14 protein-coding genes are annotated in these 13053 nt (G+C 70.8%); 11 read left to right on the forward strand and 3 right to left on the reverse strand.

Features of this window, described 5'->3' with window-relative positions; all coding sequences use genetic code 11:
• Nucleotides 1–3: 3 nt before the first annotated feature.
• From BM198_RS20945 to BM198_RS20955, 3 genes are all read right to left on the reverse strand, one after another.
• On the reverse strand, nt 4–1191 hold the full coding sequence (locus BM198_RS20945; protein ID WP_074972070.1) for a GGDEF domain-containing protein: 1188 nt from the start codon (nt 1189–1191) through the stop codon (nt 4–6).
• A gap of 85 nt (nt 1192–1276) precedes the next feature.
• Nucleotides 1277–1774, reverse strand: coding sequence for a methyltransferase family protein (locus BM198_RS20950; protein WP_074972072.1), 498 nt, complete (start codon nt 1772–1774; stop codon nt 1277–1279).
• 78 nt (nt 1775–1852) lie between these two features.
• Nucleotides 1853–2782: a carbon-nitrogen hydrolase family protein gene (locus BM198_RS20955; RefSeq protein WP_044399570.1), complete on the reverse strand. Its 930-nt coding sequence runs from the start codon at nt 2780–2782 to the stop codon at nt 1853–1855.
• 85 nt (nt 2783–2867) lie between these two features.
• Between BM198_RS20955 and BM198_RS20960 the strand changes: the two genes are divergently transcribed.
• The 11 genes from BM198_RS20960 to BM198_RS21010 all read left to right on the forward strand — a co-directional run bounded on the left by BM198_RS20960 (nt 2868) and on the right by BM198_RS21010 (nt 13024).
• A complete protein-coding gene (locus tag BM198_RS20960; protein WP_074972074.1) occupies nt 2868–3794 on the forward strand; it encodes a LysR family transcriptional regulator in 927 nt (308 codons plus the stop codon).
• 1 nt (nt 3795) lies between these two features.
• Nucleotides 3796–4692, forward strand: a complete 897-nt coding sequence (locus tag BM198_RS20965) for a LysR family transcriptional regulator (protein ID WP_074972076.1) — start codon at nt 3796–3798, stop codon at nt 4690–4692.
• A gap of 108 nt (nt 4693–4800) precedes the next feature.
• Complete coding sequence (locus BM198_RS20970; RefSeq protein WP_074972077.1) at nt 4801–6006, forward strand: MFS transporter; 1206 nt, start codon at nt 4801–4803, stop codon at nt 6004–6006.
• A 123-nt stretch (nt 6007–6129) separates the two neighbouring features.
• Nucleotides 6130–6393: a hypothetical protein gene (locus tag BM198_RS20975; RefSeq protein WP_074972079.1), complete on the forward strand. Its 264-nt coding sequence runs from the start codon at nt 6130–6132 to the stop codon at nt 6391–6393.
• A gap of 72 nt (nt 6394–6465) precedes the next feature.
• Nucleotides 6466–7389, forward strand: a complete 924-nt coding sequence (locus tag BM198_RS20980; protein WP_074972081.1) for a pyridoxal-phosphate dependent enzyme — start codon at nt 6466–6468, stop codon at nt 7387–7389.
• Nucleotides 7390–7517: 128 nt separating this feature from the next.
• On the forward strand, nt 7518–8462 hold the full coding sequence (gene pcaQ / locus BM198_RS20985; protein WP_074972229.1) for a pca operon transcription factor PcaQ: 945 nt from the start codon (nt 7518–7520) through the stop codon (nt 8460–8462).
• A 126-nt stretch (nt 8463–8588) separates the two neighbouring features.
• Nucleotides 8589–9311 (forward strand): protocatechuate 3,4-dioxygenase subunit beta, encoded by a 723-nt coding sequence (gene pcaH, locus BM198_RS20990; protein WP_044399542.1) that lies wholly within the window; start codon nt 8589–8591, stop codon nt 9309–9311.
• A 12-nt stretch (nt 9312–9323) separates the two neighbouring features.
• Nucleotides 9324–9929, forward strand: coding sequence for a protocatechuate 3,4-dioxygenase subunit alpha (gene pcaG, locus BM198_RS20995; RefSeq protein ID WP_074972083.1), 606 nt, complete (start codon nt 9324–9326; stop codon nt 9927–9929).
• Between the two features lie 13 nt (nt 9930–9942).
• The gene (gene zapE, locus BM198_RS21000) at nt 9943–11010 is read left to right on the forward strand and encodes a cell division protein ZapE (RefSeq protein ID WP_244165724.1); all 1068 of its coding nucleotides are present in this window, start codon (nt 9943–9945) and stop codon (nt 11008–11010) included.
• Between the two features lie 2 nt (nt 11011–11012).
• Nucleotides 11013–11942: an AEC family transporter gene (locus BM198_RS21005; RefSeq protein WP_074972087.1), complete on the forward strand. Its 930-nt coding sequence runs from the start codon at nt 11013–11015 to the stop codon at nt 11940–11942.
• 239 nt (nt 11943–12181) lie between these two features.
• Nucleotides 12182–13024, forward strand: a complete 843-nt coding sequence (locus BM198_RS21010; RefSeq protein ID WP_044399529.1) for an IclR family transcriptional regulator domain-containing protein — start codon at nt 12182–12184, stop codon at nt 13022–13024.
• The last annotated feature ends 29 nt before the right edge of the window (nt 13025–13053 follow it).

Below are 13053 nucleotides of genomic sequence, written 5' to 3' on the forward strand. Positions count from 1 at the left end.
GCTTCATGCGTGGGAGGCGAGGCGGGCCTGGTTTCGACCGGCCTGCTTGGCCTGGTAGAGCAGCTGGTCGCAGCGCGCCAGCAGGTCCTGGCGATGGGCCAGCCCTGGCGCGCTGGAGAGGCCGCCGCCGAGGCTGATGGTGAGGTGGTCCAGACCGTCCGGACGGTGGGCATGGTCGATCCCCAGGTCCGCCACCTCGCGGCGCAGGCGCTCGGCGATGGCCAGCAGCTCCTGCGCGTCGCTGACCTGCAGCAGCACCACGAACTCCTCGCCGCCGTAGCGGAAGATCTCCGCCTGACCACTGCGCAGCGCACTGCCCATGGCCTCCGCCACCTGGCGCAGGCACTGGTCCCCGGCCGGGTGGCCGTAGTGGTCGTTGTAGGGCTTGAAGTAGTCGATGTCCGCCATCAGCAGGGCGAAGGGGCGGCCGTTGCGGCCCATCTGCTGCCAGTGCTCGTCCAGGTGCTGGTCGAAGGCGCGGCGGTTGCCGACCCGGGTGAGGGCGTCGGTGCTGGCCATCTCCTGCAGGCGCTGGTTGAGCAGCGCCAGCTCCTCGCGCTGGCGGCGCTCCTCCTGCTCGGACAGGAAGGCCTGGCGCACTCCGGCGATGTTGGTCCAGCTGATGGCCAGGCTGAAGATCAGCACCGGCACGAACACCAGGGCGAAGATCATCACCGCCTTGGGGTTCCCCGGGTGGAGCAGCCACACGTTCCAGAAGATCACCCCGGTGATGATCATCGAGCAGGTGAGGATGCCCCGGAACGAATAGCGCACCCCCAGGTTGCCGAGGACGATGAACACCACCGAGGCGTAGAGGAAGGTGGGCACGTCCGGCGAGCTGCTGGCCTTGAGCAGCTCGAACCAGGCGACGGTGGAGACGATGTCGTGGAACGGCATCAGCATGTCCCGCACCAGCACGCTCCGGCAGTAGCGGAACACCAGGAAGATGTTGAGCAGCCCGATCAGGCTCAGGCCGCCGCGCAGCAGCAGCGAGTTCCAGGCCATGTCCGGGATCAGCAGCGCGTCGGCCAGGACGTAGGAGTCGTAGGCGATCATCGCGATGAAATTGATCGCCAGCAGGAAGCGCCCGTGGCGTTCGAGCACGTAGCGGCGGAAGGCCGGCATCTGGCCGGGCGGGATGTGGCGCGTACGCGGCCGGGCAGGGGATTCGAAGGGTTCGAGTCGGGTCATGGGCCGCGCGGGGAGTGATGGCGAGCGGCCAGTTTAGGGGGCGCCCGCGATGCCGTCCATCGCCTCGCGAGCGCCTTTCAAGGGGCTACAGCCAGCGTCGGACCTGCTCGCGGTAGGCCAGGTAGTCGGCGCCGAAGAGCTGTTCGAGCATGCGTTCCTCCGGCGGGATCTGGTAGCGCTCGATGTACAGCATGAACAGCACCACGCCCGCCAGGGCGAAGGGCGCGGCGAGCCACAGGCCCCAGCCCAGCAGCATCAGGGCGAAGCCCAGGTACATGGGGTTGCGGGTGCGGTGGTAGATGCCGCGGATGACCAGGGCCGAGGTGCGCTCGGGGTGGATCGGGTTGACCGTGGTGCGGGCCTGGCGGAAGGCCAGGGCACCGGCCAGGCAGACCGCCACGCCGGCGGCCAGCACCAGCAGCGCGAGCAGCAGCCGCAGCGCCGGGGGCAGGGCGAAGGGCAGGCCCGGCGTGACCTGGGCCAGGCCGTACATCAGCGCGGCACAGGTCAGCCCCACCAGCGGCGGCGGGATGCGTCGTTCCAGCCAGCGGGCACGGGGGAGCGCGGTGGGGGTCTGGGTCATGGGGCTGTCCTTGCGAGGTGGGGGAGGCGGCATCATCAAGCCTGGAGTGGCTACAGAGTCAAGCACGCCTCCTGCGTCTCACTGGTCCCGTTCGAAACGCACGCCGGGCTTGGCGCGTTCGTCCACCCGCAGCTCGAAGACGTCGGGGCGGGCGTAGTGGCCGACCACGTCGAAGTCGTAGCGGGCGCGGGTCAGCTGGTCGGTGTCCACCTCGGCGCAGAGCAGGCCGGTGGCGTTGCGCAGCGGGCCGGCGAGCACCTCGCCCAGCGGGTCGACGATCACGCTGCCGCCCTGGATCAGCGGGCGGTCGTCATCCCAGCCCGGCACCTCGATGCCCAGCTCGCGGGGCGAGGGCTGCACCTGGCAGGCGCTGATCACGAAGCAGCGGCCCTCATGGGCGATGTGGCGCATGGAGCATTGCCACACCTCGCGCTCGTCCACCGTCGGTGCGCACCACAGTTCCACGCCCTTGGCGTACATGGCGGTGCGCAGCAGCGGCATGTGGTTCTCCCAGCAGATGGCGGCGCCCAGGCGGCCGGCGGCGCTGTCCACCACCGGCAGGGTGGAGCCGTCGCCCTTGGCCCAGATCAGCCGCTCGGTGCCCGTGGGCATCAGCTTGCGGTGCCGTGCCACCAGGCCTTCGCCGGGCTCGAAGAACAGCGCCGTGCAGTACAGCGAGCTGCCCGCGCGCTCGATCACCCCCAGCACCAGGCTGGCGCCGGTGCGGGCGGAGAGGCCGGCCAGGGCCTCGGTCTCGGCCCCCGGCACGTCGATGGCGTTGGCGTGGTAGCGGGCGAAGGCCTCGCGCCCCTCCGGCAGGCGATAGCCCAGGCGGGTGCCGAAGATCTCGCCCTTGGGGTAGCCGCCCAGCAGCGCCTCGGGCATCACCACCAGGGCGGCGCCGGCGTCGCGGATGGCTTGTTCGTAGGAGAGGATGAGGTCCAGGGTGGCCTGCTTGCCTTCCGGCAGGGAGCCGATCTGCAGGGCGGCGACGGTGCGGCGGGGCATGGCGTGGGTCCTTGCTTGGTGAGGGATGACGGGGATGCTATAAGCCCCGCTTCCCGCAATGAATGGCGATTCGCTGCTAATCGATATGAAGCGCATGAATATCGAACAGGCCGACCTGAACCTGCTCAAGGTCTTCGAGGCCCTCCACGAAGAAGGCAGCGCCAGCCGCGCCTCGGTGCGCCTGGGGCTGACCCAGTCGGCGGTCAGCGCGGCCCTCGGGCGCCTGCGCCTGCTCTACGGCGATGCGCTGTTCCAGCGCACCGGGCGCGGCCTGGCGCCGACCCTGCTGGCGGATCAGCTCAAGCCGGTGATCAGCGAGGCCCTGGACCGGGTGCGCCAGAGCCTGGACCTGGTGGCCCCGGAGGGCGGCGACTTCAGCGGACGCTCGGTGACGGTGGGGCTCTCCGACGACTTCGAGATCGCCCTCGCACCCCGGCTGCTGGCCCAGGTGGCGCGGCGGGCGCCGCAGCTGCGGCTGATCTTCCGCCAGACCCACAGCCAGATCGTCAACGCCGCGCTGATGGAGCGCCAGGTGGACCTGGCGATCACCTCCGGCGGCATCACCAGCCAGGGCCTGAGCCGCGCCTTGCTGGGGGAGGGCGGCTACGCCTGCGTGGTCGACCCCGAGGGGTTCGGCGATGCCGGGGCGCTGGACCTGGAACGCTTCGTCGCCAGCCCGCACCTGCTGATTTCCTCCGGCGGCTTCATCGGCATCGTCGACGAGGCCCTGGCCGCCCTCGGGCGCAGCCGCCGGGTGCTGGCCTCCACCACCCACTTCGCCGCCTTGCCCTATCTGCTCAAGGGCACGCCGGCCCTGGCCACGGTGCCGGCCCATGCCGCCGAAGCGGTGGCCCGCGTCAGCGGCCTGCGGGTGCTGGCCTGCCCGCTGGCGCTGCGGCGCTACCCCATCGAGCTGGGCTGGCGACCCCGCGCCCTGGAGGACCGCGCCGTGGCGCTGGTCCGCGAGGCCATCGAGGCCTGCTTCCCCCTGACCCCGTCCCAAGGAGCCTGAGATGGACAAGTTGCTGGCCCTCAAGCTGTTCGTCGCCACCGTCGATTGCCGGGGCTTTTCCGCCGCCGCCCGCCAGCTGGGGCTGGCCACCTCCTCGGTGACCCGCGCGGTGGACGGGCTGGAGCGCGAGCTGGGCGCGGTGCTGCTGAACCGTTCGCCGCGCCAGGTCACGGTGACCGAGGCGGGCACCAGCTATTACCTCAGCGCGCGGCAGATCCTCGAACAGCTGGCCGAGGCCGATGCCGCCGTGAGCGATGGCGGGGACGAGCCCAGCGGGCCGCTGCGGGTCTCCGCGCCGGTGTCCTTCGGCCGCCACCGGCTGTCGCCGCGCCTGGGCGCCTGGCTGCAGCAGTACCCGCGCCTGGAGCTGGACCTGGCACTGACCGACGAGATCGTCGACCTGCTGGGGGAGCGTGTCGACGTGTCCATCCGCCTCGGCGCGCCGGCGCCCATGGACGGCGTGGTGGCGCGGCCCCTCGGGCAGTTCCGTCGCCGCGTGGTGGCCAGCCCCGGCTACCTGGCCCAGCGCGGCACGCCGGAGCACCCCCGGGAGCTGGCCGGGCATGACTGCCTGCGCTTCGACTTCGGCCGCGCCCGGCAGTGCTGGACCTTCCACGACGCCGCCGGGACGCGCCTGCAGGTGCCGGTGCACGGCCGTCTGCGCAGCAACAACATCGACGTGTTGCGTGACGCGGCCCTGGCCGGCGCCGGCCTGGCGCTGCTGCCCGACTGGCTCGCCGAGGCGGAGCTGGCGGACGGGCGCCTGTGCGAACTGCTGCCCGGCTGGTCGGTCAACCCGGACGACTCGCAGCCCCAGGTGACCGCCCTGTACCTGCCCAATCACCGGGGCTCGCGGCGCATCGCCGCGTTCATGGCGTTCGTGGCGGAGCAGGTGTGAAACTCCGTTGCGCCGCACGCAACGCCATGTTGCGGCGGGGGCGGATTCAGTCGCTGGGGCAGGGCGCATAACCTTGGCGCCAGGTTCCCTGCCAACCCGAGGATTGCGATGAACACCCAGACCCTTGCCCACCCACCCGTTGCCCATGCCCTGGGGCGCGGATTGGTGATGCTCTTCGCGCTGTGCTGCGGCGCCATCGTGGCGAACATCTACTACGCCCAGCCGATCATCGAGCTGATCGCCCCGGATGTGGGGCTGTCCAGCCACGGCGCCAGCCTGATCGTTTCCCTCACCCAGGTCGGCTATGCCCTGGGGCTGTTCTTCCTGGTGCCCCTGGCGGACCTGCTGGAGAACCGCCGGCTGGTGCTGGCGACCCTGGCGGTGACCTTCTTCAGCCTGCTGGCGGTGGGCTTCACCGAGCGGCCGGGCGGGCTGCTGCTGGCCTCGGCGCTGATCGGCTTCAGCTCGGTGTCGGTGCAGATGCTGATCCCCCTGGCGGCGCACCTGGCACCCGAGGCCAGTCGTGGCCGGGTGGTGGGCGGCATCATGGGCGGCCTGCTGCTGGGCATCCTGCTGGCGCGGCCGCTGTCCAGCCTGGTGGCGGACCACTTCGGCTGGCGCACGGTGTTTTTCGCCGCGGCGGGCCTGATGCTGCTGATCGCCGGAGTGGTGCGCGTGGCGCTGCCCGACCATCGCCCGGCCCACAAGGCCAGCTACGGTCAGTTGCTGGCCTCCCTCTGGCACCTGCTCCAGCGCGAGCCGGTGCTGCGCCGCCGGGCGTTGTACCAGGCGTTGCTGTTCGCCGCGTTCAGCCTGTTCTGGACCACGGCGCCCGTGGAACTGGCGCGGGTCCACGGCCTGTCGCAGTCGCAGATCGCCCTGTTCGCCCTGGTGGGGGCCATCGGCGCCATCGCGGCCCCCATCGCCGGGCGCCTGGCGGACGCCGGGCACACCCAGCGCCTGTCGTTCCTGGCGATGGGGCTGGCGGTGCTGAGCTTCATCCCCGGCTTGCCGGGCCTGCCCCTGGGCGTGGTGGGGCTGGCGTTGACCGGGGTGCTGCTGGACTTCGCCGTGCAGATGAACATGGTGCTCGGCCAGCGCGAGGTCTACGCCCTGGACGCCAGCAGCCGCGGACGCCTCAACGCGCTGTACATGACCAGCATCTTCATCGGCGGCGCCCTGGGCTCGGCGGTGGCCAGCCTGGCCTACGAACAGGGCGGCTGGTTGCTGGTCGCCGGGCTTGGCGCGGGGCTGCCGGCGCTGGCGCTGCTGGCCTTCGTCCTGGTGGGCCGGCCCCGGGTGACCCCCGTCTGACTGGCGGACCAGTGCCAGCGGATTTCCTTGAACCAGCCGACAACATTCCGCTACCGGCTGGCCTAGGCTTCTGTATCCCGACCCGCCGGGTCGGCTCTTGAAACGATCGCAGGGAGCGAACCGATGAAACTGGCCAAGGACGACATAGCCCGCTTGTTCACCCTCCATTTGCCGGACTACCGCTGCGAGGTCTCCCGCCACGGCGTGGCGGAGCTGGCCCTGCAATTCACCCACCGCGCCCTGGGCGACGTGTTCACCCTCTGCGTACCGGCCCGCGAGCTGGATGGCGCCCCGGCGGTGCGGGCCCTCAGCCGGGCCCTGGCGGAGGAGTTCGAAGGCGCCGTGGGCGCGCGCCTGTGCTTCGGCAACCTGCGTCGCCGGGCCTGAGCGCAATAACGTACAAGACCGGCCCGCTGGCGGGCGGCACCTTCGGCGAGTCCCTCCTGCCCGAGCGTTGCCATGGCCTTGCACATCGAAACCCCGTTGATCCACTCCCACCCGCTCTCCGCAGCCGCCGGACGGCGCGTCCGGCTCAAGCTGGAGGCGCTGCAGCCGCCCGGTTCGTTCAAGATCCGCGGCGTCGGTGCCGCCTGCGAGGTGCACGCGCGGGCGGGCAAGCGGCGTTTCATCTGCTCCTCCGGCGGCAATGCCGGGCTGGCGATGGCCTTTGCCGGGCGCCAGCTGGGCGTCCCGGTGACGGTGGTGGTGCCGGAGAACACGCCGGAGCGCGCCCGCGAAGCCCTGCGCCGCGAATGCGCGGACCTGCGGGTGCACGGCGCCGCCTGGCACGAGGCCAATGAACTGGCGCTGTCCCTGGTGGGCCCGGAAGACGCCTTCATCCACCCCTTCGATGACCCGCTGCTCTGGAGCGGCCACGCCAGCCTGGTGGACGAGGCCGTGCGCCAGGGCCCCCGGCCCGGCGCCGTGGTGCTCTCGGTGGGCGGTGGCGGCCTGTTCAGCGGCGTGGTGGAGGGCCTGCGCCGCAACGGCTGGGACGATGTGCCGGTGGTGGCGGTGGAAACCCGGGGCGCCGCGTCCTTCGCCGCCGCGCGGGAGGCCGGCACGGCGGTGACCCTGGACACGCTGGCCACCTGCGCCGGCTCCCTGGCGGCGCGCCGCGTGTGCGACCGTGCCGTCGAACTGGCCCGGCTGCACCCGGTGCGCAGCCATCAGGTCAGCGACCGCGAGGCACTGCAGGCCTGCGAGCGCTTCCTCGACGATCACCGCCTGCTGGTGGAACCGGCCTGCGGCGCAGCGCTGGCCGCGCTCTACGGGGAATGCCCGGCGCTGGAAGATCTCGACGACGTGCTGGTGGTGGTCTGCGGCGGGGTGACCGCCAGCCTGGAACAGATCCGCGCCTGGCACGCCCAGGCCGCGAACTGAGGCTGATAGCAGGTCGTGACATGGGGTGCTGGCCTGTCTGGTGTTGAACGGCTTGGCCATAACCAATTGGTTGGCCTGAGACCCATCTGGCGCTAGGCTTGCGCGCATTGCCCTGCCTGGACCTGCCCGTGAACATCGACACCCGCATCAAGTTCCGTCACCTGGTGTGCTTCCTCGAAGTGGCACGCCAGGGCACCCTGGCGCGCGCGGCGGACAAGCTGGCGGTCAGCCAGCCGGCCATCTCCAAGACCCTGCGCGAGCTGGAGGACCTGCTGGGCGCCAGCCTGTTCGTGCGTGGCCATGGCGGGGTCACCCTGAGCGAGGCGGGGGTGGCCTTCATGCGTTATGCCGGGCCCTGCGTGCAGGCCCTGCGGGACGGGGTGAACAGCCTGCGCAGCGGCGAGCACGAGTCGGCCACGCTGCGCCTGGGGGTGCTGTCCACCGTGGAGAGCCTGCTGGTGCCCGAAGCGGTGCGCCGCCTGCATGCGCGCCACCCGTCCCTGGTGGCCAGCGTGATCACCGGCCCCAGTGCCTGGCTGCTGTCGCAGCTGCACCTGGGCGAGCTGGACCTGGTGGTGGGGCGCATGACCGACAGCCCGCAGATCCAGGGGCTGGTGTTCGAGCACCTGTACAGCGAGTCGATGACCCTGGTGGTGCGCCCCGGCCACCCGCTGCTGGCGGCGCCCGGGGTGCGCGAGGCCCTGCAGGGCTTCCCGCTGGTGCTGCCGCTGGCCGGGACCACCATCCGCAAGTACGCCGATGCCTTCTTCGTGCAGTGCGGTGTGGCGCAGCCGCGCCAGCGCCTGGAGACCCTGTCGGTGGCCCTGAGCCGGCGCTACGTGCAGACCGGCGAGGCGATCTGGATCGCCCCCTACGACGCGGTGCAGCTGGACCTGCGGCGCGGCGAGCTGGTGGAGCTGGACCTGGGCATCCGCGAGCCCGGCGGCTCGGTGGGCATCTGCAGCAACGCCGCGCTGCCGCTGCCCCTGGCCGCCCACTGGTGCGTGGAGGTGCTGCGGGAGCTGGGGCAGGACTACCGGGACGGCCAGTACCCGGAGTCGGGCGGTGCCTGATTCACCCATAACCCAGCGGTTATGCCTGGCGGTGTTCTTTTCAGTTCACGGGCCGTGTCCCAGCGGCGAGACTGCCAACCGCCCGCTGCCTGGCAGCCTCCACAACTCGAACAACAGGAGACCGACATGGCCGATCTTCCCTCGGAAAGCCGCTTTGTCATCCGCGACCGTAATTGGCACCCCAAGGCCCTTACCCCCGACTACAAGACCTCCGTGCCGCGCTCTCCGCGCCAGGCGCTGGTGAGCATCCCGCAATCGCTGTCGGAAACCACCGGCCCGGACTTCTCCCACCTGAAGATGGGCGAGCACGACAACGACCTGCTGCTGAACTTCAACCACGGCGGCCTGCCCATCGGTGAGCGCATCGTCGTCTCCGGCCGGGTCATGGACCAGTACGGCAAGCCGATCCCCCACACCCTGGTGGAGATGTGGCAGGCCAACGCCGGCGGCCGCTACCGCCACAAGAACGACCGCTACCTGGCGCCCCTGGACCCCAACTTCGGCGGTGTCGGCCGTGCCCTGACCGACAGCGAGGGCCGCTACATCTTCCGCACCGTCAAGCCGGGCCCGTACCCCTGGCGCAACGGCCCGAACGACTGGCGCCCCGCGCACATCCACTTCTCCATCAGCGGCCCGTCCATCTCCACACGGCTGATCACCCAGCTGTATTTCGAAGGCGACCCGCTCATCCCGCTGTGCCCCATCGTCAAGAGCATCGCCAACCCCGATGCCGTGCAGACGCTGATCGCCAAGCTGGACATGGGCAACGCCAACCCCATGGACTGCCTGGCCTACCGCTTCGACATCGTGCTGCGCGGCCAGCGCAAGACCCACTTCGAGAACCGCTGAGGAGACACCCGCATGCCCATCGAACTGCTGCCGGAAACCCCTTCCCAGACCGCTGGCCCCTACGTGCACATCGGCCTGGCCCTCGAAGCCGCCGGCAACCCGACCCGCGACCAGGAAATCTGGAACCGCATGGCCAAGCCCGGCGCGCCGGGTGAACACATCGTGCTGATCGGCCGCGTCTACGACGGCAACGGCCACCTGGTGCGCGACTCCTTCCTGGAGTTCTGGCAGGCCAACCACGAGGGCGTGTACGACACCGCCTTCGACCTGGAGAAGCCGTTCAACAGCTTCGGCCGCACCGCCACCACCTTCGACGCCGGCGAGTGGACCCTGCACACCATCAAGCCCGGCGTGGTGAAGAACGCCGCCGGGGTGCCCATGGCGCCGCACATCAACGTGTCGCTGTTCGCCCGGGGCATCAACATCCACCTGCAGACCCGCCTGTACTTCGAGGACGAGGCCCAGGCCAACGCGGCGGACCCGGTGCTCAACCTGATCGAGCAGCCGCAACGCCGCGAGACGCTGGTGGCGCGCCGCTGCGAGGTGGAGGGGCGCCTGGCCTACCGCTTCGACATCCGCATCCAGGGTGAAGGGGAAACGGTGTTCTTTGACTTCTAGGGAACCGGCCCCCGTGCCCGATGCGCTGACCGAACCCATCGGCCAGCGCATCCAGCGGCACTTCGAGTCGGCGCTGGAGGCCCGGGGCTACCGGGCCGACCCCGCGCAACGCACCGCCATTGCCCGTCTCGGCCAATGGCTGGAGGCGTTTGTGGCGGGGCGCAGCGGCTGGCTGCGGCGGCTGCCGGCCGGCCTCTACCTCTGGGGCGGCGTGGGGCGCGGCAAGAGCTTCGTGATGGACGCCTTCTTCGACGCGGCCCCGGTGCCGGGCAAGCGGCGGGTGCATTTCCACGCCTTCCTGCAGGAGCTGCAGGGGCGCATCGCCGCCTTCGCCGGCCAGCCGGACCCGCTGGCCCTGGCGGCCCGTGCGCTGGCCGGGGAGGCGCCGCTGCTGTGCTTCGACGAGTTCCACGTCCATGACATCGGCGATGCGGTGCTGCTCGGGCGCCTGCTCAAGATGCTGGTGGAGGAGGGCGTCGGCCTGGTGTGCACCTCCAACTACCACCCGGACGGCCTGTGCCCGAACCCGCTGTACCGGGAGCGCTTCAAACCCGCCATCGCCCTGATCGAGAAACGCTTCGAGGTGATCCACCTGGACGGCGGCGAGGACTACCGCCAGCGTGGCGGCGAGCGGGAGGCCTGGGGCGAGTACGCCTGGCCGCAGTCGGCCTTTGGCGAGGGCTGGATCACCGCCCGCCTGGGGCTGGAGGCGGCGGATGGCCAGGTGCTGACGGTCAACCACCGCCCGCTGCCGGTCCGGGCTGCAGGCGCTGACCGGGCCTGGATCGCCTTCGACAGGCTCTGCCGGGACCCGCGCTCCAGTGCTGACTTCCTCTGGCTGTGCCGGCAGTTCCGCCACCTCGCCATCAGCGAGGTGCCGTGCCTGGGCGAGGAGGCCATCGACGTCCAGCAGCGCTTCGTCAACCTGGTGGACATCGCCTACGACGCCGGCACGCGCCTGCTGCTGACCAGCGAGGCGGACCTCGACGCCCTCTGCCGGGGCAAGCCGCACATGGACTTCTCACGAACCCGCAGCCGGCTCGGGCAGCTGCGCCCGCTGCACCCCGACTTTCCGGATTGAACATGCTGCAGATACTTGCCATCACCGCGCCGATCTTCATCCTCATCGGCCTGGGCTTTCTCTCCGCACGCTTCGGCCTGGTGACCCAGGTCCAGGCCCAGGGCATGGGCCGCTTCGTCATCACTTTCGCGCTGCCGGCGCTGGTGGTCCACGCGCTGCTGCAGCGGCCCCTGGGCGAGGTCCTCGACCTGGGCTACCTGCTGGCCTACGGGCTGGGCTCGCAACTGGTGTTCTGGGGCGGCCTGCTGTTCACCCGGCTGGTGCGGGGCGAGCCGCTGAGCGCATCGGCCATCACCGCGCTGGGGATGTCGGTGTCCAACAGCGGTTTCATCGGCTACCCCATCGTCGCCCTGGTGGTCGGCCCCACGGCGGGGGTGGCCCTGGCGCTGAACATGCTGGTGGAGAACCTGCTGATGATCCCCCTGGCCCTGGGCCTGGCCGAGATGGGCCAGCAGGGCGGCAGCCGCCTGCGTGATGCGCTGCGTGACACCTTCCTGCGGCTGTTGCGCAACCCGGTGATCATCGGCATCAGCGTCGGCCTGCTGCTGGCGCTGCTGGAGGTGCGGCTGCCCGCGGTGCCGGCGCGGGTGGTGGACATGCTGGCCTCGGCTTCCGCCCCGGTGGCGCTGTTCGTCATCGGCGCCAGCCTGCTCGGCCTGCGTGCCGGCGGCCTGCTGGCGGACGTGGCGCAACTGAGCCTCGGCAAGCTGGTGCTGCACCCGCTGGTGGTGCTGCTGTGCTTCCAGCTGCTGCCGCCGACGGACCCGATGCTGAAGGTGGCCGGGGTGCTCTTCGCCAGCGCGCCGATGATGAGCATCTACCCCATCCTCGGCCAGCGCTTCGGCCAGGAAGGGCGCTGCGCAGCGGCGCTGGTGGCCTGCACCGTGCTGGCCTTCGGCAGCATCAGCCTGTTCATCGGCCTGATGCACTGAGCGCTGCGCAGTGCCAGCCCCGGGCGCGCGGGTGGCGCGCCGGGGTGGTGGCGTCTGCGGGGGGAGGTGGGCACTGCCTTGTGGGCAGGGCCCTGCCCGGAAGGGCGCGGCACCTGACCGAACCGCGCGCTCCCCGGCGGCGCAGAACGTACGGACGGCCGCGCCGGGGGTCAATTGCGATTATCGAACTTCGGTTCGATAATCGACCGCCTGCTGCGACTCCACACAGGACAACAACAATGACCGAAGAAACGCGTGCACCCCTGACCCCCCTGGCGCCGCCCATCGTCGCCTCGCCGGCCAAGCGCATCGAGGCCTTCACCGGGGACCCCAACTTCATGACCTCCCTGGCGCGTGGCCTGGCGGTGATCCACGCCTTCCAGGAGCGCAAGCGCCACCTGACCATCGCCCAGATCAGCCACCGCACCGAGATTCCCCGCGCCGCCGTGCGCCGGTGCCTGCACACGCTGATGAAGCTGGGCTACGTCACCACTGACGGGCGCACCTATTCGCTGCTGCCCAAGGTGCTGACCCTGGGCCACGCCTACCTGTCCTCGACGCCCTTGGCGGTGACGGCCCAGCCGATCCTCGACCGCCTCAGCGAGCAGCTGCACGAGGCCTGCTCCATGGCCACCCTGGAGGGCGACGAGATCCTCTACATCGCCCGTTCGGCCACGCCCCAGCGGCTCATCTCGGTGGACCTCAGCGTCGGCAGCCGCCTGCCGGCCTACTGCACCTCCATGGGCCGCATCCTGCTGGCCGCCCTGGACGACGCGGCCCTGGATGACTACCTGGAGCACGCCGACCTGCAGGTGAAGACCAGCCGCACCGTCTGCACCCCCGACGGCCTGCGCGCCAGCGTCGAGGAGATCCGCCGCCAGGGCTGGGTGATCATCGACCAGGAGCTGGAAATGGGCCTGCGCTCCGTCGCGGTGCCGCTGAAGGACTCCGCCGGCCAGGTGCTGGCCGCGCTGAACGTGGGCACCCACGCCGGCCGGGTGTCCCGCCAGGAGCTGGAGAACCGCTTCCTGCCGGTGCTGCTGGAAGCCAGCAAGGAACTCAGTACCCGCCTGTTCCACTGAGGTGAAGGGGCGCGGCCGGGGAGACCGCG

Origin of the sequence: Metapseudomonas otitidis (assembly GCF_900111835.1) — a bacterium.
GTDB lineage: Bacteria > Pseudomonadota > Gammaproteobacteria > Pseudomonadales > Pseudomonadaceae > Metapseudomonas > Metapseudomonas otitidis.